The organism is Sphingobacterium litopenaei (assembly GCF_014692495.1).
GTDB lineage: Bacteria > Bacteroidota > Bacteroidia > Sphingobacteriales > Sphingobacteriaceae > Sphingobacterium > Sphingobacterium litopenaei.
Genome location: NZ_JACOIJ010000011.1, coordinates 20,370 through 42,302 on the forward strand (window position 1 = coordinate 20,370; position 21,933 = coordinate 42,302).

Annotated in this window: 17 protein-coding genes; 6 read left to right on the forward strand and 11 right to left on the reverse strand. The window is 35.4% G+C overall.

The window, feature by feature from the left end; translation table 11 throughout:
* Positions 1-32 precede the first annotated feature (32 nt).
* Entirely contained in the window at positions 33-728 is a 696-nt protein-coding gene (locus H8B04_RS07530) for a carboxypeptidase-like regulatory domain-containing protein (protein ID WP_190301951.1), read from the reverse strand.
* A gap of 149 nt (positions 729-877) precedes the next feature.
* Between H8B04_RS07530 and H8B04_RS07535 the strand changes: the two genes are divergently transcribed.
* Both H8B04_RS07535 and H8B04_RS07540 read left to right on the forward strand, forming a co-directional pair.
* Positions 878-1,996, forward strand: a complete 1,119-nt coding sequence (locus H8B04_RS07535; RefSeq protein WP_190301952.1) for a glycoside hydrolase family 88/105 protein — start codon at positions 878-880, stop codon at positions 1,994-1,996.
* A gap of 9 nt (positions 1,997-2,005) precedes the next feature.
* Entirely contained in the window at positions 2,006-3,925 is a 1,920-nt protein-coding gene (locus H8B04_RS07540) for a DUF2264 domain-containing protein (RefSeq protein WP_190301953.1), read from the forward strand.
* 45 nt (positions 3,926-3,970) lie between these two features.
* Here the strand turns inward: H8B04_RS07540 and H8B04_RS07545 are convergent, their stop codons facing one another.
* The 6 genes from H8B04_RS07545 to mazG all read right to left on the reverse strand — a co-directional run bounded on the left by H8B04_RS07545 (position 3,971) and on the right by mazG (position 9,742).
* A complete protein-coding gene (locus tag H8B04_RS07545; RefSeq protein WP_190301954.1) occupies positions 3,971-5,239 on the reverse strand; it encodes a TolC family protein in 1,269 nt (422 codons plus the stop codon).
* A gap of 3 nt (positions 5,240-5,242) precedes the next feature.
* Complete coding sequence (locus H8B04_RS07550; protein ID WP_190301956.1) at positions 5,243-6,376, reverse strand: ABC transporter permease; 1,134 nt, start codon at positions 6,374-6,376, stop codon at positions 5,243-5,245.
* Between the two features lies 1 nt (position 6,377).
* Complete coding sequence (locus tag H8B04_RS07555) at positions 6,378-7,328, reverse strand: efflux RND transporter periplasmic adaptor subunit (protein WP_190301957.1); 951 nt, start codon at positions 7,326-7,328, stop codon at positions 6,378-6,380.
* Entirely contained in the window at positions 7,309-8,010 is a 702-nt protein-coding gene (locus H8B04_RS07560) for an ABC transporter ATP-binding protein (protein WP_165291109.1), read from the reverse strand. Before H8B04_RS07560 ends, H8B04_RS07555 begins: the two co-directional genes overlap by 20 nt.
* A 48-nt stretch (positions 8,011-8,058) precedes the next feature.
* Positions 8,059-8,565 carry a pyridoxamine 5'-phosphate oxidase family protein gene (locus H8B04_RS07565; RefSeq protein WP_190301959.1) on the reverse strand — a complete coding sequence of 169 codons (507 nt, stop codon included), beginning with the start codon at positions 8,563-8,565 and terminating at the stop codon, positions 8,059-8,061.
* A gap of 367 nt (positions 8,566-8,932) precedes the next feature.
* Positions 8,933-9,742 (reverse strand): nucleoside triphosphate pyrophosphohydrolase, encoded by an 810-nt coding sequence (gene mazG, locus H8B04_RS07570; RefSeq protein ID WP_190301960.1) that lies wholly within the window; start codon positions 9,740-9,742, stop codon positions 8,933-8,935.
* 94 nt (positions 9,743-9,836) lie between these two features.
* Between mazG and H8B04_RS07575 the strand changes: the two genes are divergently transcribed.
* The 3 genes from H8B04_RS07575 to H8B04_RS07585 all read left to right on the forward strand — a co-directional run bounded on the left by H8B04_RS07575 (position 9,837) and on the right by H8B04_RS07585 (position 11,406).
* Positions 9,837-10,142, forward strand: a complete 306-nt coding sequence (locus H8B04_RS07575; protein ID WP_165291112.1) for a hypothetical protein — start codon at positions 9,837-9,839, stop codon at positions 10,140-10,142.
* The gene (locus tag H8B04_RS07580; RefSeq protein WP_206366845.1) at positions 10,143-10,691 is read left to right on the forward strand and encodes a DUF1543 domain-containing protein; all 549 of its coding nucleotides are present in this window, start codon (positions 10,143-10,145) and stop codon (positions 10,689-10,691) included. It begins immediately after the preceding gene.
* A 70-nt stretch (positions 10,692-10,761) separates the two neighbouring features.
* The gene (locus H8B04_RS07585; RefSeq protein ID WP_165291113.1) at positions 10,762-11,406 is read left to right on the forward strand and encodes an MgtC/SapB family protein; all 645 of its coding nucleotides are present in this window, start codon (positions 10,762-10,764) and stop codon (positions 11,404-11,406) included.
* 57 nt (positions 11,407-11,463) lie between these two features.
* Here the strand turns inward: H8B04_RS07585 and H8B04_RS07590 are convergent, their stop codons facing one another.
* The 4 genes from H8B04_RS07590 to H8B04_RS07605 form a co-directional block, all read right to left on the reverse strand.
* Positions 11,464-13,137, reverse strand: a complete 1,674-nt coding sequence (locus tag H8B04_RS07590; RefSeq protein WP_165291114.1) for a sodium/sugar symporter — start codon at positions 13,135-13,137, stop codon at positions 11,464-11,466.
* A 30-nt stretch (positions 13,138-13,167) separates the two neighbouring features.
* A complete protein-coding gene (galK, locus tag H8B04_RS07595; protein WP_190301961.1) occupies positions 13,168-14,325 on the reverse strand; it encodes a galactokinase in 1,158 nt (385 codons plus the stop codon).
* A 2-nt stretch (positions 14,326-14,327) separates the two neighbouring features.
* A complete protein-coding gene (locus H8B04_RS07600) occupies positions 14,328-15,365 on the reverse strand; it encodes a UDP-glucose--hexose-1-phosphate uridylyltransferase (RefSeq protein WP_165291116.1) in 1,038 nt (345 codons plus the stop codon).
* 146 nt (positions 15,366-15,511) lie between these two features.
* Positions 15,512-18,058, reverse strand: a complete 2,547-nt coding sequence (locus H8B04_RS07605; RefSeq protein ID WP_223815320.1) for a TonB-dependent receptor — start codon at positions 18,056-18,058, stop codon at positions 15,512-15,514.
* A 484-nt stretch (positions 18,059-18,542) separates the two neighbouring features.
* On the opposite strand from H8B04_RS07605, the gene H8B04_RS07610 reads away from it, so the two are divergent.
* A complete protein-coding gene (locus H8B04_RS07610) occupies positions 18,543-21,827 on the forward strand; it encodes a TonB-dependent receptor (RefSeq protein WP_190301962.1) in 3,285 nt (1,094 codons plus the stop codon).
* The last annotated feature ends 106 nt before the right edge of the window (positions 21,828-21,933 follow it).

Consider the following 21,933-nt stretch of genomic DNA (forward strand, 5'->3'; position numbering starts at 1 on the left):
AAAGCCTCGAAATATCATTTCGAGGCTTTTTTTTAGTTGTTATCCCTGACGTTAACGATATTGAAAAATCTTTCTATCTTAAATTTTATTCTTTTTCTGAGACTAAATTGAGCTTTAACAACAACTTCACCAATTGTATCATCACTTTCTTCAAGTGTTATTTTAGTAATATTGTTAAAGTTTTGTGAATTTATATTTATTATTTTTGAATTATACCCAATATAATCAATCTTTAATTTATAATTTTTATCGTTCTCAATTGGGAAATGTACTATACCACTTGTATCTGATAAAAAATATTTTCCTGTATTCGGAATTTTAACAACAACATTAGATAATGGAACGTTTGCTGAGTCAACAAACTTAAGTAGAACTGTATCTTGTATATATTTATATTTTTTATTCAGAGTATCTTCATTTTGAATACCGATATCTACATATGATTTTTCTACAGCTTTCGCTGTGTTAAAGTTTGTAAAGAGAATAAATGAAGCAGTTATAGATAACCAATTATTAAATGTGAAATAGTTATTAGTTTTTTGTTGGGTAGACTTTAACCTACCACAAACCTTCTGATTAGATTTTTGAATATACGCTACAATATCCTTAGTTTCCCAACTCGTGAAATCAACGACTTCTGTATTGCAGACTTTACACATTCTTCCAAGTTCGGAAGGAGACATGTCATTATATTTTTCTGTGCAGGGATTGGGGATGTTTACTTTCATGTTGTAGGCTTATATTTTAGCTAAATATACTCGAAATTTAGCTTTTTTTTGAATAATCAAGCCAACATGAGTATCTTGATGGTTTAATTGATTCGAAAGAATAAGTCCGAATCAATTTTTTACTAGTCATTATATATCAAGCAAAACCTATGAAATCTAAGCTGAAGCTTTTTTTATTGTTATTATTTCTACCGAGCTTTCTAGTAGCTCAGAAACTTCCGAAGAAAAAAGAAGTCCTTCGTGTTCTCAATCTATCCAATAACTATTGGCAGGAAAAAAATCCAGCTGAAAAGTGGGCGTTTTGGGATATTGCGGCTTACCATACTGGAAATATGGAAGCTTATAAAATTACGAAGAATAAAAACTTTTTGGATTATTCAATTCGTTGGGCTGAACACAATGAATGGAAAGGTGCAAAATCGAATAATAAATCTGAATGGAAATATAGTTATGGAGAAAAAGACGATTATGTGTTGTTTGGTGATTGGCAGATTTGTTTTCAGACCTATATTGATTTATACAATCTAGCACCTGCGGATCACAAGATAGCACGTGCTAAAGAAGTCATGTCTTATCAGGTTAGTACAGCACAAAATGATTATTGGTGGTGGGCAGATGGCCTATATATGGTGATGCCCGTAATGACCAAATTGTATAAGTTGACAGGAGAAGAAATCTATTTGGATAAATTGAATACATACTTTGAGTATGCTAATAGCATCATGTTTGATGCGGAAGAAAATCTTTACTACCGAGATGCTAAGTACGTGTATCCTAAACATAAATCAGCAAATGGTATGAAGGACTTTTGGGCAAGAGGTGACGGTTGGGTTCTTGCAGGATTAGCGAAAGTTTTACAGGATTTACCTAAAGATTCTAAATATAGATCGACGTTCGAAGAAAAGTATGTTAAGATGGCTAAAGCAGTGAAAAATGCGCAACAGCCTGAAGGTTATTGGACGCGTAGTATGTTGGATAAAGATCATGCTCCAGGTCCCGAAACAAGTGGTACGTCTTTTTTTACTTATGGAATTTTGTGGGGTATTAACAATGGTTATTTGAGCAAGAAAGAATATTTAACTGCTGTTCAAAAATCCTGGAATTACTTAACGAAAGTAGCTCTACAACAAAACGGACATTTGGGTTATGTACAGCCAATTGGCGAACGGGCTATTCCAGGTCAAATCGTAGATCAGAATTCTACAGCACCTTTTGGGGTAGGAGCATTCTTATTAGCTGCTTCTGAAATGTATCGTTTAGTCAAATAATTGAAAATCATGTATACTAAGAACTTTAAATATATTTTCTCATTTTTATTCTGGATCATTCTATTGCATGTAGAAGCGCAAACTGTCTTCGAAGTTAAGAATCCAGATAAACAACTAAGTCCATTGACAGGGATGAATAGGGAGCATTGGAAAGATGCAGCAAAATATTTGTTGAATGGCGCTTTTTCATATGTTCACAGCATAGATGATCCATTTATTTTTCCAAAACAACCAGGACGTAGCTATCCACGTGATGGAAAACATAATGCTACGGAATTGCTGGAAGGTTTATGTAGAACTTTATTTCTAGGTTCTCCTTTGTTAAAGGAGGAACCGAATTTGAAATTAAATAATATCGCTTTAGCAGAATACTATAGAAACCAAATTATAAAGCTTTCTGATCCAAAAAGTCAGACCTATATTGCACATCGCGCAAAAAATGGAGGTCCTAGTCAGATTTTGGTGGAATTTGGTGCATTGTCTATTTCGTTGAAAGCTGCGCAAGAAGTACTATGGGATCCATTGTCAAAAGATCAGAAAGATCAATTGGCAGCGCTAATGTTAAGTTATGGCGATGGACCGACTATTGATATGAATTGGCGGTTCTTTAATATTTTTATTTTAAGTTTTTTCAAAGATCAGGGGTATAAGGTTAATGATGCCAAGTTGGAAGAGCTTTTGCAAAAGGTACTTAAAGATTATAAAGGTCAAGGTTGGTACACGGATAGTCCTTTTTATGATTACTACAGTATGTGGGCTTTTCAGATGTTTGGAGGTCTTTGGTCAGATATGTTTGGTCAGAAATACTATCCACAATATGCGAGTCAATTTATGCACAATTTGCGTGATTTAGCAGATACTTACCCGTATATGTTTGATCAGAAGGGACACATGATTATGTTTGGTCGTAGTATAGCTTATCGAATGGGTGCAACTAGTCCTTTACCATTGTTGGCACATTTGAAAAATAAGGAAGGGATTAACTTTGGATGGATGAGACGAATTGCTTCAGGCACAGTTTTGCAATTTCTTGAGCATCCAGAATTTTTAAAAGATGGACTGCCAACGTTGGGTTTCTATGGACCTTTTGAACCAGCGGTACAAGAATATAGCTGTAGAGCAAGTGTATTTTGGTTAGGTAAGGTGTTTATTACTTCTTTATTATTGCCAAAAGATAATATTTTCTGGACCGCGAAAGAAAATAATGGCGCCTGGGAAAAGGAAATTCCAAAGGCAAAGCTAGTTCAAAAATATTCCGAAGGATCTAATGTGTTAATTACAGATTATGGTAATATTGGTGCTTCTGAAATACGTGCTTGGGCAGGAACTTGGAAGATGGGTTATTATGAAGGAACAGAAAATTATACCAAACTTTCTTATAGCAGTATATTCCCTTGGCAAGCTGATTCCAAGGATGGTACTGTCTCGATGAATTATGCGATTTCAAAAGCAGATAATACGTATGAGACCTTCCGTTATTATGTATTTCAGAATTATGCGGATAACGTATATAAAAGAAGGGCAATCTGGGCTACAGATACTACAGTACAAATAAAATTGGCAGACGTAATGCAATCAAATGGTATTGTGCGAAGAGATACCTTATTAAATGCTAAAGGTAAGAAAGTGAATTTTGGACATTATGCTTTACCTGAATTCGCAGGGAAGACAGTAATTCAAAAAGAACAAAAAATTGGTGGACTTCAGGCAACAATTATTGACAATGGAAAATATCAATTGGCTTTAATTCCCAAAAAAGGCTGGGATAGCGTAAATGTTGTGAAATCTACAGGTTTGCATCCAGAATCGAATGTAAGTTATGTGATTCAAGCTTCAGCGGATATTAAAGAATATAAACATGTCTTCGAAACGATTTTACTCTTCAAAAATTCTGGGGAGAAATGGTCTAAAGCAGATTTGCAAAAATAACTAAAATGCCTTCAATAATATGAAGGCATTTTTATTTGGAAGTTATTAATCAATCAATAATTTTAATAAATCGTATTGCGCCTGCCAAACATCTTGTTTGGCTTTTTTGTAGCTCATCAGCACTTGGCTGTAATCTGTTAAAAGAATTCTTCCAGCTTTATAAGCTTCTTGTTGCTCTTGTTTATTCTGCAAAGCTAAAGTTTCTATTTTTTTATACGCTTCCAGTTTCTTCTCCGCAGCGGAGATTTTAAGTTTATTTTGCGTATTGTCAATTTCTTCATTGCGCGTAATTTCCTGGATTTGTTTGTCGATTAATTCGGCATTCAAAGAAATTTTGCGAATCGTTGGCTGTGAGGTGAAATATCCTGAAAGGGGAATGCGTAATGCCAGATTGACAAAGCTATTTCCAAACCATTCTTCTTTTCGTGCAAGTTTAAGTTCGTTGCTGAAATATTGTTCTCCTAAATAACCATTGAATGTTAAAGTAGGGAGCAATTGTTTCCTAACAGAAGCTAATTGCAGTTCCGAAATGCTTTTATCCACCTCAAGGGATTTGATGTCGTAATTTGTATTATCAAAACCTTGAATATTCCTTAGAATTTCCTCAAAATTAGAAGACAATTGCTGTATCGAATCTAGATTAGTGTATTTTCTTAATTCTTGGTCAGCTTCTTTCAACACAGACCAAGCTTCATAAACCTGAATATTATGTCTTTCTAATTCTTGTTGGGCTGCTATATAGCTCGATGAAAGTTCTCTACCTGCCTCGTATCTGGCTTTGCTGATTGACACAAGTTCTTCGTAAAATTGGGTGTCTTCTTGCGTAGAATTGTACTGTTCTGTAGCAAAAACAATAGAGGCGTAAGCTAGCGTAGCGTCTTTTTTCCAGTTTTGTAAAGTAAGTTGTAGATCGAGTTCTGATTTCTGAATTTCTAATTCTTTCTGACGCTCTTCAACTTTTCTGGTTGGATTAAAAATATTCCATTCGACTTGCACGCCTGCTTTTGATGACCATTTGGTTGCAAATTTTAAAGGAATAATTGCGCCTTCCTGCGCATTTGGATCAAACGCAATAGCCGGAACTGGGGTTGTCGGAATTATTAAATTTCGTTGTAGGTTTGCATCTATATAAAAAACTGGGATACGATTGGTTTTTATTTCCAAAAGTTCTTGTTGCGCTATTCTAGATTGCAGTTGATTTTGTTGGTATTTAAGGTTTTGATTCGCATTTTGCCATAGTTGTTCAATACTCAAAGTTTGACCTTGAACAGAGAAAGGAAATGCAAGTAATATATATGGAATTATTTTTTTCATAGTTTAAAAAACTGATGCTGGTTCAAGTTTAGCTATTTTACGAACGGCAAATAAGGATCCTCCAACAGATATAAGAAGCGTAATAAATAGCAGAAACAATGAAAATCCTAAAGTAATATCTATTGCTAATCCAGAATTAGCCACACCAAATTTGAATCCGTATAATAATAACATTGCTATAGCATAGCCTATAATGGCATATAAAAAGGCTTGTGCAATGATTAGTTTGTTGACATAGCCTTTGGTAGCGCCAATAGCTTTTAAGGTGCCATAATCTTTAATTCTGTCCAATGCAGAAGAATAAAGTGTTAATCCTATAATAAAGAAACCACTTATCATCGCAAATACCACCAAAGTACCAAAGCTCATACCCATATTGGAACTTATCAAAATCTCTTTAACAGTTGAATTTTTTAGTTTCTGCGCATCCCAAGCACGCAATTGCGGGAACAGTTGTTGTATATCTTGCTGAACCTGAGCTTTTGAAACCGTATCATTTAAATTAGCTATGATAATACTTACTTTAGAAGGAGAGGCATTCCCCAAAACATAGGCATTTTCCATTGAAGTATACATCAAACTAGCCCCGAACGCCTGCGCATTTTTAGTAATTACGGCTATTTTGGCACTTTTTCCATTGATTTCAATAGGTTTGTTTAAGAAAATGTCTGTTTTCCATGTTTTGGCATTGTACATTTCTGCTGATACCGAAAAGGGTTGTACTAAGTCTGCAATATGACCTTCTTCAATCTTTTCCTGAACTGGTCCCATTATAAATTGAGGTGAATTCGTGCCCACTAAAGTAACACCTGCCGTTTTACCATCTAAGAACGAAGCCTGGCCTGCAGTAAGTACCACAGGATGTGTAGATTCTATACCCGGAAGACTCCCAATTTGCTGTACCAAACGCTGATCAATAGCGTTGACAGCATTGATATTTGTACTTTGCGCTTCGATGATCCAAAGTTGATTATCTGTAACTGGGGCATTGCCCACAAGATTTCCCATTAAACCCATCAAAAAGAAAAGTAAGCTTAGTTGCTGACCAATCAAAAAGATACTGATTACAATAGCAGTGACAATACCAATACTTTTGGCGCGATCGTATTTGATAAATTTAAAAGCTAACCCAAGCATATTATCTTATTCTAATACTGCAATCTACTTTTGCATTGATGGTTAAATTCTTACCTTGGTCAAGACGGATCTTTATTTTTCGAACCCTTCTATCTTCGCCTTCGTTTGCACTTTCGTACAAAATGGATTTATTGGATAGAATAGGATTTGCATAGAATATCGTTCCTTGACCTAACGTATCTTTTCTACCCACAGGAGATATAATTACTTTCTGTCCTAACTGAATGTCATTTGCAAAAAGTTCATCCACTTCAGCTTCAATAATGGGATTTTCGATATTGATAATTTTTCCCAATTCCTGCGAAGAACCTATACTTTGACCTAATTTAGCCGTAAGATCAGTTATAATTCCTGTACTTGCCGCTTTGACTGTGAAGTCTGAAATTATATTTTGTGCTTTATTGATTTGAATTTGTTGTTCTGATTCAGTCAATTTCTGTGCACTAAGTTGCTTGCGTAAACCACGTAAGTTTGCTTCTTGCTGTTGCCAATTGGAGTAATCGGTTTCTAATTTTTCTTTAGTTTCGGCATTTTTGGCAACCAAGAGTTTTGAAGTTTCGTATTTTTCTTTTAGCTCTCGGGCATAAATTTCTGCTTTGGCAATATCCTCCGCTATGGTTTTGTTTTGTGCTCGAAGACTATTCAGTTGTGCTGTTGCTTGTTTTACATCCAATGAAGAATTCCCATATTCCAATTCGAATAGTATTTGATCTTTTTGAACAGAATCTCCTTCTTGTACAAATAGTTTAGCTATTCTACCTGCTGTAGCACTAGAGATAATAGCATAATCTTCCGCCGGCACTACTTTACCAATCGCTTTGACTTCATTGACCTCTTGCAGTATCTGTTCATTTGTTTTGCTATTTTCATTTTCCTTTTTGTCGGACGAACAAGCATACGCCAATGAACCCAGTATTAAAATTAAACACAGGTTATTTATAATCTTCTTCATTTTTGATGGTATTGGAAACTTGACCTTCTTCCACATATATAACTTTGTCTGCAAACTTCCGTAAGCGCAGATCGTGGGTAACAATAATAATAGCTTTGCCGCTGGTCGCTAAAGATTTTAATTCGTTCATAATTACTTCAGCACTTTTAGAATCTAAAGACGCGGTAGGCTCATCGCAAAGTATCATAGATGGATTTGTCACTAATGCACGAGCAATTGCCACTCGCTGCTTTTGTCCTCCGCTTAATTTTTTTGGAAGGTTGTACATCCTTTCTCCTAAGCCAACTTCATGCAATGCTTTTTTTGCTTTTTCTGTGGCTTCAGCTTTTGGAATACCTTGTAAAATCATGGGTTGCTTGACATTTTCAAGTGCATTAAGAGGTTCGATGAGGTTGAATTGTTGAAATACAAAGCCAATTTCGCGAAGACGAAGATGTGCTAAATCTGATTCTTTCAGTTTAGTTACTTCTTTTTCTTTGTAAAAGACTTGGCCCGAAGTAGGGTAGATGACGCAACCCAGAATGGAAAGTAAAGTAGTCTTTCCACTTCCGGATGGCCCCATAATTAGTGTCAATTTGTTTGTCTCAAAACTAATAGTAGTTTTATCTAAAGCTGTGATGGTCGTATCGCCAGTTTGGTAAATTTTGTTTACATCTATAAGTTTTACGATTTCTTTTTCCATCAGTAGAACTCGACTAAGTGTGAAAGTTTTTGAGACACAATAAATATACTAAATATTTAATTCTCCTTCACGTCCAATATCTACTTTTTGACCTGTTACAGCTGCCGAAGCCACTTTTACTAGCGTCATAAATTTGTTGGTCTTGGTATCCCAATAGTGTGCATCCAAAGGTGTTACTTTTAATACACGAATAGTTGGATCTACTTTTCCTCTTTCAAAGTAGACTTCCACAAATTTGCTCCAATACTTTTCAATGCGTTCTTGATCTCTGCTTGCTTCGGCAATACCATCAATGCTTACAAATGTGTATGATCCGGGATCTCCAAAAGCTAAAGAAATCTTAGGATCCACCTCAAGATTCTTATATGTTTCACTGTCAGATGATATCAAATACCAGATATTACCTTCTTCATCCACCTCTTGACGACTCATAGGAGTCTTATAAGGGTATTGTGCTCCTTTCGGGTAGGTGATCATCATCGCTACGTCAATACTATCAATCAATTCTCTTAATTTTTCGATAGCTTCTTGATTACTTAAATTTTCTGTACTCATATCTATATGTTTTGATATAAAACAATTTTAACCCCCAATATGTTCTATAGGTGGAGGTCAATATTTATGATTTTACAATTAAATCCCACTATCTATGTCGATACACCACTGGGAAAAGGGCACGCTTTATTTATAATTGATTATGGAATGCATCAAAACTCATGCTGGGTAGTTACCTTGGAGAGCAATGGAATTGTCAAGCATTTTGATGCAAACGATGTTATTATTTGTACAAACTTCACTTATCATATCAACAACGAAAGAAATGGTTTCGAAGTGGAACATGCGTCGTGATTGTTATGCAATGGGTGAAAAAACAAAAGGTTGGAAATGTATTCCAACCTTTTGTTTTTTTATGAAAGGAAGATTATAATCCTTTTGCTTTTGCTTCATTCCAGAATACATCCATTTCTTCCAAAGACATATCCTGCAATTTCAATTCTCTTGTAGCAGCTTGTTCTTCTAAATAAGTAAATCGGCGAATGAATTTCTTATTAGTACGTTCTAAAGCATTTTCGGGATTGATACCAATATGTCTGGCGTAATTCGTCAATGCAAAAAGTAGGTCCCCAAATTCCTGTTCTGCTTTTTCAATATCAATATTCGTGTTTTCGACGATGTTGTATTCCGTTTTGAACTCTTGCAATTCTTCTTCAACCTTTTTCCAAACTTCCCTTTTATCATTCCAATCAAAACCAACACCACGCACTTTATCTTGGATACGGTAAGCTTTTACTAGCGCAGGAAGACTTTTGGGTACTCCCGAAAGAACTGATTTATTGCCTTCTTTCAATTTGATTTGTTCCCAATTGGCTTTGACATCTTCGTCATCATTAACTTGAATGTCTCCATAAATATGGGGATGTCGAGTGATTAATTTATCACAAACTGAATTTAAGGCATCGGTGATGTCAAATGCATTTTGTTCTTCGGCAATTTTAGCATAGAAGACCATGTGCATGAGCAGGTCGCCTAATTCCTTTTTGACTTCGTCAAGATCATTTTCCAATATAGCATCCGCTAATTCATACATCTCTTCGATAGTGAGATGGCGAAGACTTTCCATCGTTTGTTTTTTGTCCCAAGGACATTCGATGCGTAAGGTATTCATTACATCTACTAATCGTTGAAAAGCGGAGGATGGAGTGTACTGAGTTTCGGGAGCTTGATGTGCCATAGTAATTTGATTGTGTACAAATTTACGATAAATGAAGTTAATCTAAACACTATGCTATACTTATCTGTTATACTGCTATAATAATACGAGAACTATGGAAACTAAATATGATTATCTCACTACAGCTGCGGCTTTAGAAGAATTAAAAGAATTAGGCTACGATAAAGATTTTAATATCGATTTTGATGAATTGCTTTTCTATGCAGAAGATTATGTGATAGACTATTTGTATAGATACGAAGGTATTACAGACCCAAGTGACGAATCAACAGTTTATGGACTACGTAATGTCAAGTCAGGAACAAAAGGCGTATTTGTGGTTGGAGATTTATCTTTGGTAGAAGGAAAAAAACGAGATATCATTATTAACTTAGAGATTAAATCAAAATCTCAAGCTTAAATGATCGATTTATACATGATAATTTTGGGATGTAATCTTAAAAACCGTTTTACAGAACAACATGATGTGTTTTTTGATATAGCTCCTTCCATAAAAGAACTAAAACAAAATATGTATGATTTTTGGCCCGAAGCTGGAGAAAAATTACACATTGATTCGTACAGAACTGTTCGAAAAGTTGATCAATATAAAATTCAGATCGTTAATAAAGATGAAACCATTAAAGATAATGGTCTTCATCTTTATTTTTTGAATTTGGGTGGCTATAAGCCGCAGGATATGGAAGAATATCATTATAAGCAACTTGTCGTGGCTACTTCAATGGCAGAAGCCATAGCTAAAGCGAAAAAAGATGTATTTTGGAGTCACCATAAGGAGCCACACGTGGACAATAAATATGGAATAGATGTAGATGATGCTTATTTAGTTGATGATATGTTAAGTCCAGATTTTAGGTTTAAATATAAAATCCATATTACCGCAAATGATGAAAATTTAGCTGAAGATGAATTGCATATAGGCTATTTAAAATTAAGCCGATTAAATTAGGAGAATTAAATTTGCCTATCTTTTGTCTAAATAATTCTGTTTCTTTGGATTATTAATCTATTATTTTGTTATGTTAGAATCTTTTCTTGAAAACGAACATTTTCATTCCATCTTAACTTCAATTGCTTGTGGTGCTATCGTAGGTTTAGAACGCGAATACAAAAATAAATCTGCAGGTTTTCGTACGGTTATATTAATATGTTTTGGGGCAACGATCTTTACATTGGCTTCTCGAATGGGAAATATGTCAGATGATCGAATTGCAGCGAATATTGTTACAGGAATAGGTTTCCTTGGTGCAGGTGTGATTTATCAGGGAAAGTTTTCAGTTCAAGGTTTAACTACTGCCGCTGTTATTTGGACGATGGCTGCTATTGGAATGGTTGTGGGATTTGGTAATCATTTGGCAGGAATTTGTTTAGCTATTGCTATGGTAGTTATTTTATCTTTATTTCAAAAAATTGAAACCTTACTGGCTTCTATTTTCTTGACAAGAACCATTCACATTACTTTCAAAGATAATTCTATCGAGCATCTACGCTCCTTAGAACAATTTTTGGAAACACACGAAGTCGAAGCGACAAGGAAAGGTATGGAAAAGGATGAAAATAGGTTAGAGGTAGTTTTTGAAGTTTCTGGAAAGCGTAAAAATGTGAGAAAACTAAATGAATCTATTATTCAGTTGGAATATGTCTATGCGTTTAGCAATATGTAAAAACTAAAAATGCGCTCCATATTGGGAGCGCATTTTTAATATAAGTTATTTTTATTCCTACCAGAAAGCAATATATAATGCCGCTGTAAGTCCAATTACGATCAAAGATAAAACCAGGAAAGTAGGGGACATTCGGAACATTTTTGTATCGATTTCCAGCCCATTAGGAACTACACCTTTTGCATTCTCATAAAGACTGATAATCACCATACCAATTACACAGAATAAGAATACAATAGTCATTCTATCCATAAATGGAATCTCATATACTCCATCCACAGGAATAGCAAAATTGATAACAGAAAGGAATTCTAAATCCATCAACTGACCAGAGAATTTCAATATTACAGAGAAAATGAAACCACCGATTGTTGCGAATAGTGCAGCGTTTGATGTTGTTTTCTTCCAGAAGAAACCTAAGATAAACATCGCGAAGATACCTGGAGAAACAAAACCTGTATATTCCTGGATGTATTGGAAACCTTGTTTTCCTTCACCCATTAAGGCGTTACCAACTACTAATGCAAGTAATGTTCCTAATAACATAGAAACGATAACAGAGATCTTTCCTACGTTCACCAATTTACTTTCACTCGCATCCTTGTTGATTGCTTTTTTGTAGATGTCTAAAGTAAAGATAGTGGCAATACTGTTTGCTTTACCCGCTAATGAAGCTACGATAGCTGCTGTTAATGCTGCAAATGAAAGACCTTTTAATCCTGTAGGCAATAATGTTAATAGTGCTGAGTAAGCTTTGTTTGGATCTTGAGCACCGCTACTCGTTAACAATAAATCAGGGTTAATAGCGCTCATATCATTTTTAATGATGTAATATACCGCGATACCTGGAATTACAACGATTAGAGGCATTAACATTTTTAGGAATGCAGCAAATAAAAGACCATTACGTGCTGTAGGTAAAGAAGCACCTAAAGCGCGTTGTGTAATATACTGATTACATCCCCAGTAACTTAAATTCGCAATCCAAAGACCACCAATTAACACACTGATCCCTGGAAGATCCATATACCCGTGCTTGTCTGGTGTAAAAATCATATCGAAATGTTCTGAAGCTCCTGTTTGTAATTTAGAAAGACCAGAGAAAAATCCTTGACCTTCCGAAACAATATCTAAAGCAATATAAGTAGCTACAAAACCTCCAATTACTAACACTAATACCTGGATTACATCAGTGTAACCGATTACTTTCATACCACCTAATGTGATAATAACGGCAAATATGGAAAGTAAGATAATACATGTACTCACATCTATACCCGAGATACCTGCTATCGCTACAGCACCTAAAAATAGAATAGACATTAAATTTACCACGATGTACAACATCAACCAGAATACCGCCATAATCATGGCTACCGTGCTGTTGTAGCGCTGATGAAGGAATTGTGGCATCGTGAATATCTTATTTTTAAGATATACAGGCATGAAGAATATCGCCACCACAATCAGCGTAATAGCTGCCATCCACTCATAGGCTGCAATAGCAAGTCCTACGGTGTAGCCTGAGCCACTCATACCGATGAATTGTTCGGCTGAAATGTTGGAGGCAATTAAGGAAGCTCCAATAGCCCACCAAGTAAGGGAACCTTCAGCTAAGAAATAATCTTTTGAATCTTGAACTGCTGATTTCTTTTTATAGTAAATGTATAATCCGTAGCCCGCTACAATTACAAAATAGACTATAAATACAATGTAATCTTGAATTTGCATAATATTAAATTGGTTGTTAGTTTAGGGTGATTAAAGGATTTCATGTGTCCCGTTTGATATAGAAACCTTAATCGGGATTAAATTTAAATTAAATTTATTAAAATACAAATTACTTAATTTATCAATTACATTTTGTGATTTTCCTTTTTCAATAATATTGATCGTGCATCCGCCAAATCCACCGCCCATCATACGTGCTCCCGCAACTTCAGGGTAAGTAGAAACAGTGGATACTAAAAAGTCTAATTCTTCACAGCTTACTTCATACTCTTTACTCAAGGCCCAATGCGCAGCGTATAAAAGCTGACCTAATGTTTTAATATCATTGGATTTTAAAGCTTCAGCAGCTTTCAATAGGCGTTCGTTTTCTTCTACTACGAATCTTGCTTTTTGATAATATTCTACTGAGACAGGTTTTACCAATTCGTCCAATTGTGCTAATGTCACATCGCGAAGAGATTCTACTTCGGCATATTTTTCTTTTACTAAAGCTACTGCTGATTCACAAGCCTCACGTCTTTTGTTATAAGCAGAAGATGCAAGAGAATGTTTTACATTCGTATTCAACAATAAAATTTCGTAGCCATCTAATTCAATAGGAATATATTCGTAATCCAAACTGCGACAATCCAATTTGATTAAGCTATTATCTTGTCCAAATACAGAAGCAAATTGGTCCATGATTCCGCAACGAACGCCTACAGCCTCATGCTCTGTTTGCTGTCCAACCTTTGCAATGTCTAATTTGCTAAGATTCAAGTCAAATAATTTACTCAAAGCAAAAGAAGTGGCGCATGTTAACGCTGCTGATGAGGATAATCCTGATCCCAGGGGAACATCACCGACAACCACAAGATTATATCCAGAAATTTTATCAGACTTTTTGCTCAATATACGTGTAACGCCTAATATATAATTCGTCCAAAGTTCTGGGCCGAATGTAAGTGAAGTCGTATCTGTATCATATTTTTCATTGTAATCAATAGAAAATAACTCGATTTTGTCATCTTCTCTTGCTGAAATTCCAATGTACACACCTTTATCAATGGCGGCTGGCAATACAAATCCATTGTTATAATCTGTATGCTCACCAATCACATTAATTCTCCCTGGTGACTTTACAATAATTTGAGGTTCACTATTAAAAACACGTTGAAAGGTGTCTTTAATTTGGTTATCTAAACTCATATTTACGCTTTTTTATAATGTATAGTGCTTTGTTTTTTAATAATGTCAGCTGCGGTTTCAGGTGTGATATCACGTTGAGGACCGCCTAGCATTTCGTATCCAACCATAAATTTTTTTACGGATGCCGAACGAAGGAGAGGAGGATAGAAGTGCATATGCCAATGCCATTCTGGATGTTCTCCGTCATTTACTGGAGATTGATGCATACCTCCCGAATACGGAAATGATGTGCTAAATATATTGTCATAACGAATAGTCAATTCTTGTAATGTCTTAGCCAGATCTTCTTTTTCTTCAGCTGTGAATAGACTGATGTTTTGAATATGACGTTTGCTGATAATGATTGTTTCAAAAGGCCAAGTTGCCCAATAAGGAACTAATGCTACGAAATGGGTATTATCTATTATGATTCTTTCTTTAAGACAAAGTTCAAGATCTAGGTAGGCTTTAAGCAACGATACACCATTTTTCTCAAAATACTCTTTCTGTCTAGCTGTCTCGATCAAAATCTCATTTGGCAATGAACTCTGAGACCAAATCTGTCCATGGGGATGCGGATTGCTACATCCCATGATAGCACCTTTGTTTTCGAAAATTTGAATGTATTTGATCCAATCTTTTTGAGATAATTCCACGAATTCATTTTGCCAAAGATCCACTACTTTCAATATTGATGGAACATCCATCTCAGGTAATGTTAAATCGTGTCTCGGTGAGAATGTGATTACTTTACAAATGCCTCGCTCTGCTGTAGCTTGAAGTAGATCTGCGTTGTTATATGTCCCTTCGGATGTGTTTTCTAGAATAGCAGAAAAATCGTTTGTAAATACGTACGTGTCTTTATAATCTGGGTTTTCCGTACCGTCAGCTCTTTTGTTGGATGGGCATAAATAACACGTAGGATCGTATTGCGGTCGATCATCTGTCGCTACATCTTCAACTTTACCTTGCCAAGGTCTGTTGTTTCTGTGTGGCGAAACTAATACTTTTTCACCCGTCAATATATTTAGACGGTGGTGAGGTTGATTAAGGTCTAACATGTGAGTAAGTTTATTGGGGGAGCAATTTAGCAAAAAACTTGGTTTGTTTTAATACATAATTAATTTTTTTATGCTCATAAAGCAAAAGGGGCTTCAATATAATTGAAAGCCCCTTTTCGAGATAAATATCTAGTGTGTGATATTTCTTAGAATGTGAATTTCACTGAACCGCTCCAAGTACGTCCCCAACCTACTAATACGTAGTTTGAAGTATTAATACCTTTCCAGTACTCAGTAGTGGCTGTAGCATCCATATTTGAAGTAGCATCAGATAAATAGAATTTATCAAATAAGTTATTCACGTTTACACGTAAACTAATTGCGTTTTTATCGCTGATTTGTACTTTGTAAGATATACCAGCATCTACTAAATCGTAGTTTGGCAATTTCAAAGTAGCAGCGTTTGAAGGCAATGAACCGTATAATCTTTCGAATCTTCTGTAATCTCCGTCCACTGATAATCCGTTGGAGATGAAGAATTTCAGACCAGCACCATAAGATGTTTGAGCAGCATCACCTACTTTGATACCAGTAAGGTCTCTTTGTGTTTCTTCTAATACTTCACGGTCTTCATTACGTAAGATTGAGTTAGAGATACCTTCGTATTTCCAGTCACCTACTGATCCGAAACCTTTAACTTGTAAGAAAGAAAATGGTTTTGCAGCAACTTCTAATTCCAAACCTTTGTGGTCTTGTTTTACACCGTAGTTTGTAGTATAGATAATTTCACCTAATTGAAGGTTTTTACCCATTGCAGTGTATTTGTTTACAGCACTTTGGTTTGCAGTTTGTGAACTACCAGTTACACGGTTAGCCCAAGTAGTTTTGTAAGCATTTACAGCAACATCTACGTATCTAGAATTGTATTTATAACCTAGTTCTAAACCTAAGATTTCTTCGTTAATAGCGTAAGGATTTACAACATTTGTGTAATAAGCGAAGATGTTATTTTGGTATGGTTGACGTGAGTAGAAACCAGCGTTACCAAAAATTGTATGTCCACCTAAAGTATAGCTCAAACCACCTTTTACGTTGTAACCAAAGTTGTTAACGTCTTCAGAGTCTTGATTTCCTTCAGTATATTGGAATACGTCTTTACGGCTATTGTGTTGTTGTGATAATGAACCTTGGAAGAATGCAGTGAAACCGTTTTTAGCGTATTCGATTTGACCGAATAAACCAGCATAGCGGATGATTTGGTTGTAATCCCATGCTAATCTATCTTCGATAGAAGATGGTTTGTCAGTCCAAGTTTTCCAAGGATTCGTAGAGAATTCATTAGAAACATTAGTAAGACCTGGTAAAAATACATTACCTGTATGTGCAATGCTAGAAGCACCTAATAAGTCAGTTACTTGTCTGTAGTGTTCACCTTTGTAATCACGTAAATCGAAACCAACATTAAAGTTTAAGTTTTCGTTCAACTCACGGTTGTAATTTGAAACTATACCATACCATTGGTGGTTGTTTACGTCAGCTGCTAAATAAGGAACTTTTGCAGAAGTAGCATCCTTACGAGAAGATTGACCACCACCACGTGCCATTGAAGCATATACTACAGTTCCTAGAGTTGATTTATCTGAAATTTTCCAGTCCCAGTTTAAGTTAGCTACTGGTTTGTGGTAGTAGTTTTTACGGTAGTTAGTTTCTGTACCGTTTACAATTACCACATTGTCATTGTATTTTCTACCTTCAGATAAGAATTTTGATAATCTACCAGTGTAACCTTGATTGTGCCATTGTGGAGCACCAGTTACCATTAAGTTTAAGTTGTGGTTCTCGTTTACTTTGTATCCAACAGATAAGAAGTAGTTTTGACCAGCACCTTCTGTTTTGTTCATGTAACCATCACCTCTCCAGTCTGTGAACATTGCTGATACAGCGAAACCATTTTTCATCAAACCAGTGTTGTAAGCGATAGTTGATCTACGCAACATGTCATTACCTACAGTACGTTTTACAAAACCACCTTCTTTCATATCAGTAGATTTTGTAACAAAGTTAATTGTACCACCTACAGAGGAAATAGCTAATTTAGAAGAACCTAAACCACGTTGGATTTGTACCAATGAAGAAATGTCCGAAAGACCACTCCAGTTAGACCAGTACACACGACCGTTGTCCATACCATTGATAGGCTGACCATTCAATAAGAATGCAGTGTTTGATTGGTCGAAACCACGTGTAGTCATTGACGACTCACCAAAACCTTTAGCTTGACCACCTACATATACTGAAGGTGTATTAACTAAAGTAGCTGAGATATCTTGTCCACCTACTTTCTCTTCAATCTCTTGTTGTTTGATTGTAGATACAGCGATTGGAGTTTTACGACCTTCTGCAATATCAATCAAATTTCTACCTACAACAATAATTTCATCAAGTGATTGCTCAGATGTAGGTACTAAAATAATTGTACCGATAGGAGCTGTAGAAGAGAAATTAATTTGTTGAGTTTCGTGGCCGATGAATTTGATTTGAAGTTGGCCGTTGGATTGGTTTGTAGTCAGAGAGAAGTTGCCGTTAGCATCTGTTGAGGTGCCTTCTTTACTTCCAGCGACTAAAATTGTGGCACCAGCAACTGGCTGTTTGCCATCGGTTACTTTACCAGTAATTACCTGTTGGGCTAATGCAACATTACTGGTAAGCATGAATGCCACAGAGGCATACAAGAGGGTAGATTTTTTGTTCATCTTTTTGAGATAAATATTAAATTGGTTGCAAAGGTAACTTATTTTTTTTGAAGTGTAAAATAATGTTAAATCATACCTAAAAGCTATTTAAAAAGTTGTTTAAAAAAGTCAATAATTAATTTATAAATGCCATTAATTTCATTTGAAACTATATTAATATACACGGTAAGAATTTGATTCTTAATAAGAATGTTTGTTAAACAACAATGAAGATAGCCGATGATTATAAAAGTCATGTAAATGTAATTTTTTTACACAATGAGAACTTTTCTTAACTCTAATGTTGAAGAGAAAAAAATATTTATTTGAGAATATTTTAATTAAATAACCTTTGTTTTTTTGGATTAAGATAATATGCCATATTTTTTTATCTTTTCTTCAAAAGTCAGTAGATTATGAATATGTTAAGTTTTTGAGATGTGTTAAAATTTGTTAAAATAAATCCTAATTTTACACCATCATTAGCTAAACAAAACAAAACCGCATGAAAAAAAATCTACTTTTTTTTGCGCTGCTATTATCCAGCTATGGCATAGTAGAAGCACAAGTTACCACCAGTAGTCTTAATGGTGTAGTTACCCAAACCACAGGCCAATTTACTGCAGGCGCCACCATTAAAGCAACGCACTTACCCTCAGGAACAGTTTACTCAAGCTCAGCAAATGCGCAGGGACGTTTCAATGTTTCGAATATGCGTGTGGGTGGGCCTTACCGTATTGAGGTGAGTTATGTAGGGCAGGACAAATTAGTATACAATGATGTATACTTACAACTAGGTCAGCCTTTTATACTAAATCCTGTGTTTGGTGAGGCAGCTACAGCCTTGGACGAAGTAACTATTACAGGTAGTCGTCGTAAAAGTGACAAAAATGGTGCTTCCACAGTGGTAGGTCGTTCACAGATAGAAAACTTACCTTCTATTTCTCGTAGTGTTAACGACTTAACACGTTTAACTCCACAAGCAAATGGTACAGCCATTGGAGGTGGTAACTACCGTGCAAACAATTTTACGGTCGATGGGGCTAACTTTAATAATCAATTTGGTATAGGCCAAAATGTTCCTGCAAATGGATCTCCTATATCTATTGATGCTATTGAACAGATTGTCGTTAATGTGACACCTTTTGATGTACGTCAATCGGGGTTTACAGGTGCGGCAGTGAATGCTGTTACTCGATCTGGACGTAATGATTTTTTTGGTTCCGCTTTTTATACAGGACGCTCAGACCACCAACAAGGTGTACGTGTTAAAGATCGTCAAGTGGCAATAAACGAAATGCAAGAAAAACAATATGGTTTTAGTTTAGGTGGCCCTATTGTTAAGAACAAATTATTTTTCTTTGTAAACTTAGAGCAAAATAAAACTACAGAACCAGGCCCAACTAAAGTTGCAGATGATGCTAACAATATACAATTTGGGTCAGGTAATACATCTATAGCAAGACCTACATATCAATTTTTGGATGAAGTACGCAATTATTTAATTTCTAAATATGGTTATGATCCAGGTGTTTATCAAGGTTATTCAAATAAGAGTAATAATGATAAGGTATTTGCAAAAATCGACTGGAATATAGCAGATAATCATAAAGTAAATTTTAGGTATAATCAAGTTAAAGGTAAGTCTCCTTCACAAATTAGTAATTCATTTACAGGTTCGGGATTGTCTAATCTAAGTCGTACAGGTTCAAATGCATTACACTTCTCTAATTCAAACTATTTCCAAGAAACCAATTTGTATTCTGGAGTAGTGGAGTATACTGGTAAATGGGGGAATACAAATAATACATTGCGTGCAGCCTACGTACATCAAAACGAACCTCGTTCATCAGCGGGTGATGACTTTCCTTTAGTTGATATTAAAGATGGAAATAATATCATTACTACGTTTGGTTATGAGCCGTTTACATATGGAAATTTACGTGATGTGAAAACTTTGACATTATACTATGATGGAGTATGGTCCGTTGATAATCATCAAATTACTTATGGCGCACAATATGAAGGGAGTACAACTAAAAATGGTTTCCAACGCTTTGGTGCAGGATACTATTTATATAATTCATGGAGTGACTTTGTAAATGGAAATAAAGCAGCGAATTATGTGTTGACTTTCCCACTAACAGAAGATGGCTCACAAGCTTTTCCTTCTTTTAAATTTGCTCAATATTCTGCTTTCATCCAAGATGAATATTCAGTTAACAGTAAATTGAAATTAACTGCAGGTTTACGAGTTGAAATGCCTACTTTCCCAAATATCTCTGCAATGAAGACTCATCCTTTAGTGGAGCAATTGACATTTGCTGACGGTATTAAATTGAATACAGGAGCGACTCCAAAATCAAGAATAATGGTTTCACCTCGTGTGGCATTTAATTATGATGCGTATGGGGATAGATCCTTAATTTTCCGTGGAGGTTCAGGTGTGTTTACAGGTCGTATTCCATTTGTATGGATAGTAGCACAATCGGGTGATGCGGGTATGTTGCAGTATACACAGATTTTTGCGAATAATGCTATTCCAGATTTTAATCCAAATATCAAAGCTAATTTCCCAAGTCCTCTTCCAGCCGCAGGTAGTTCGATTCCTAGCAGTGTTTCAGCAATGGATAGAAATTTGAAATTCCCTTCGACATGGAAGTCTTATTTGGCTGTTGATCATACTTTACCTGGTGGTATTATCGGGACAATAGAAGCTATCTACAACAAAGATATTAATGCGGTGGTAGCTAAAAATGTGAATTTAGTTGAACCTACTCAATTGGACATTGCAGGGTATGGTGATACTCGATTCATTTACCCTAATGCAACAGCAGATAAATATATTAATAAATTGAATTCTGCAGGTCAAGCTGTTGCAAATGGAACAAATCGTTTTGATCCTACATATATGACTAATGCAAAGGGGGGACATTATTATTCTGTCACAGCCCAATTGCAAAAAAATAACTGGAATGGACTTTCTGCTTCCTTATCTTATACTTATTCAGCGGCTAAAAACTTCGGTGATGGAGCGGGAGACCAAATTGCCAATTTATGGTCAATTCCTCCAACCAACACAGGTAATCCAAATGTTCCATCTTTAGGATATACGACCAATATTGTTCCACACCGTGTGGTGGGATTTGCTTCTTATACTAATAGTTGGATAGGAAACTTAAATACAACAATGACATTATTCTATTCAGGATCTTCTACGGGTAGAATGAGTTATGTTTATGCTGGTGATTTTAATAGAGACGGTAATAGTAATAATAATGATCTTATTTATATTCCGAAAGATGCATCCGAAATCCAATTTGTTGACATAGCTTCTGGAAATAATAACTATGGAGGAAGAGGTTATACAGCACAGGAGCAATCAGAAATTTTCTTCGATTTGGTAAATAATGATGATTATTTAAAGACAAGAAAAGGTAAATATGCTGAACGTAATGGTGGTATTATGCCTTGGAGAAATCAATTTGATTTTCGTTTAGCGCAAGAGTTATATAAAAATATAGCGGGAGGAAATAATTCTTTAGAATTTTTCTGGGATGTATTCAATATTGGCAACTTGTTCAATTCTAATTGGGGAATATATAAGTCAGCTAGTACGCAATTGTTAAGACCTCAAAATACAAGTGCTATCACACCTGATGGAACCACAAAACCTAGATTCCAATTGAATTATAACAACGGAGATATCATAAGATCTACAACATTTAATAATGAATCTATATCATCTACATATTACATGCAGTTTGGTATAAAATTCAAATTCAATTAATAGAAAGCATTTGAGTTATTTTAAATAATTATCAAAGCTAATTACTAAACAAAAGCAAGGAAGCCCCGAAAATTCGGGGCTTCCACATTTTAAAGAAGTGTGTGTG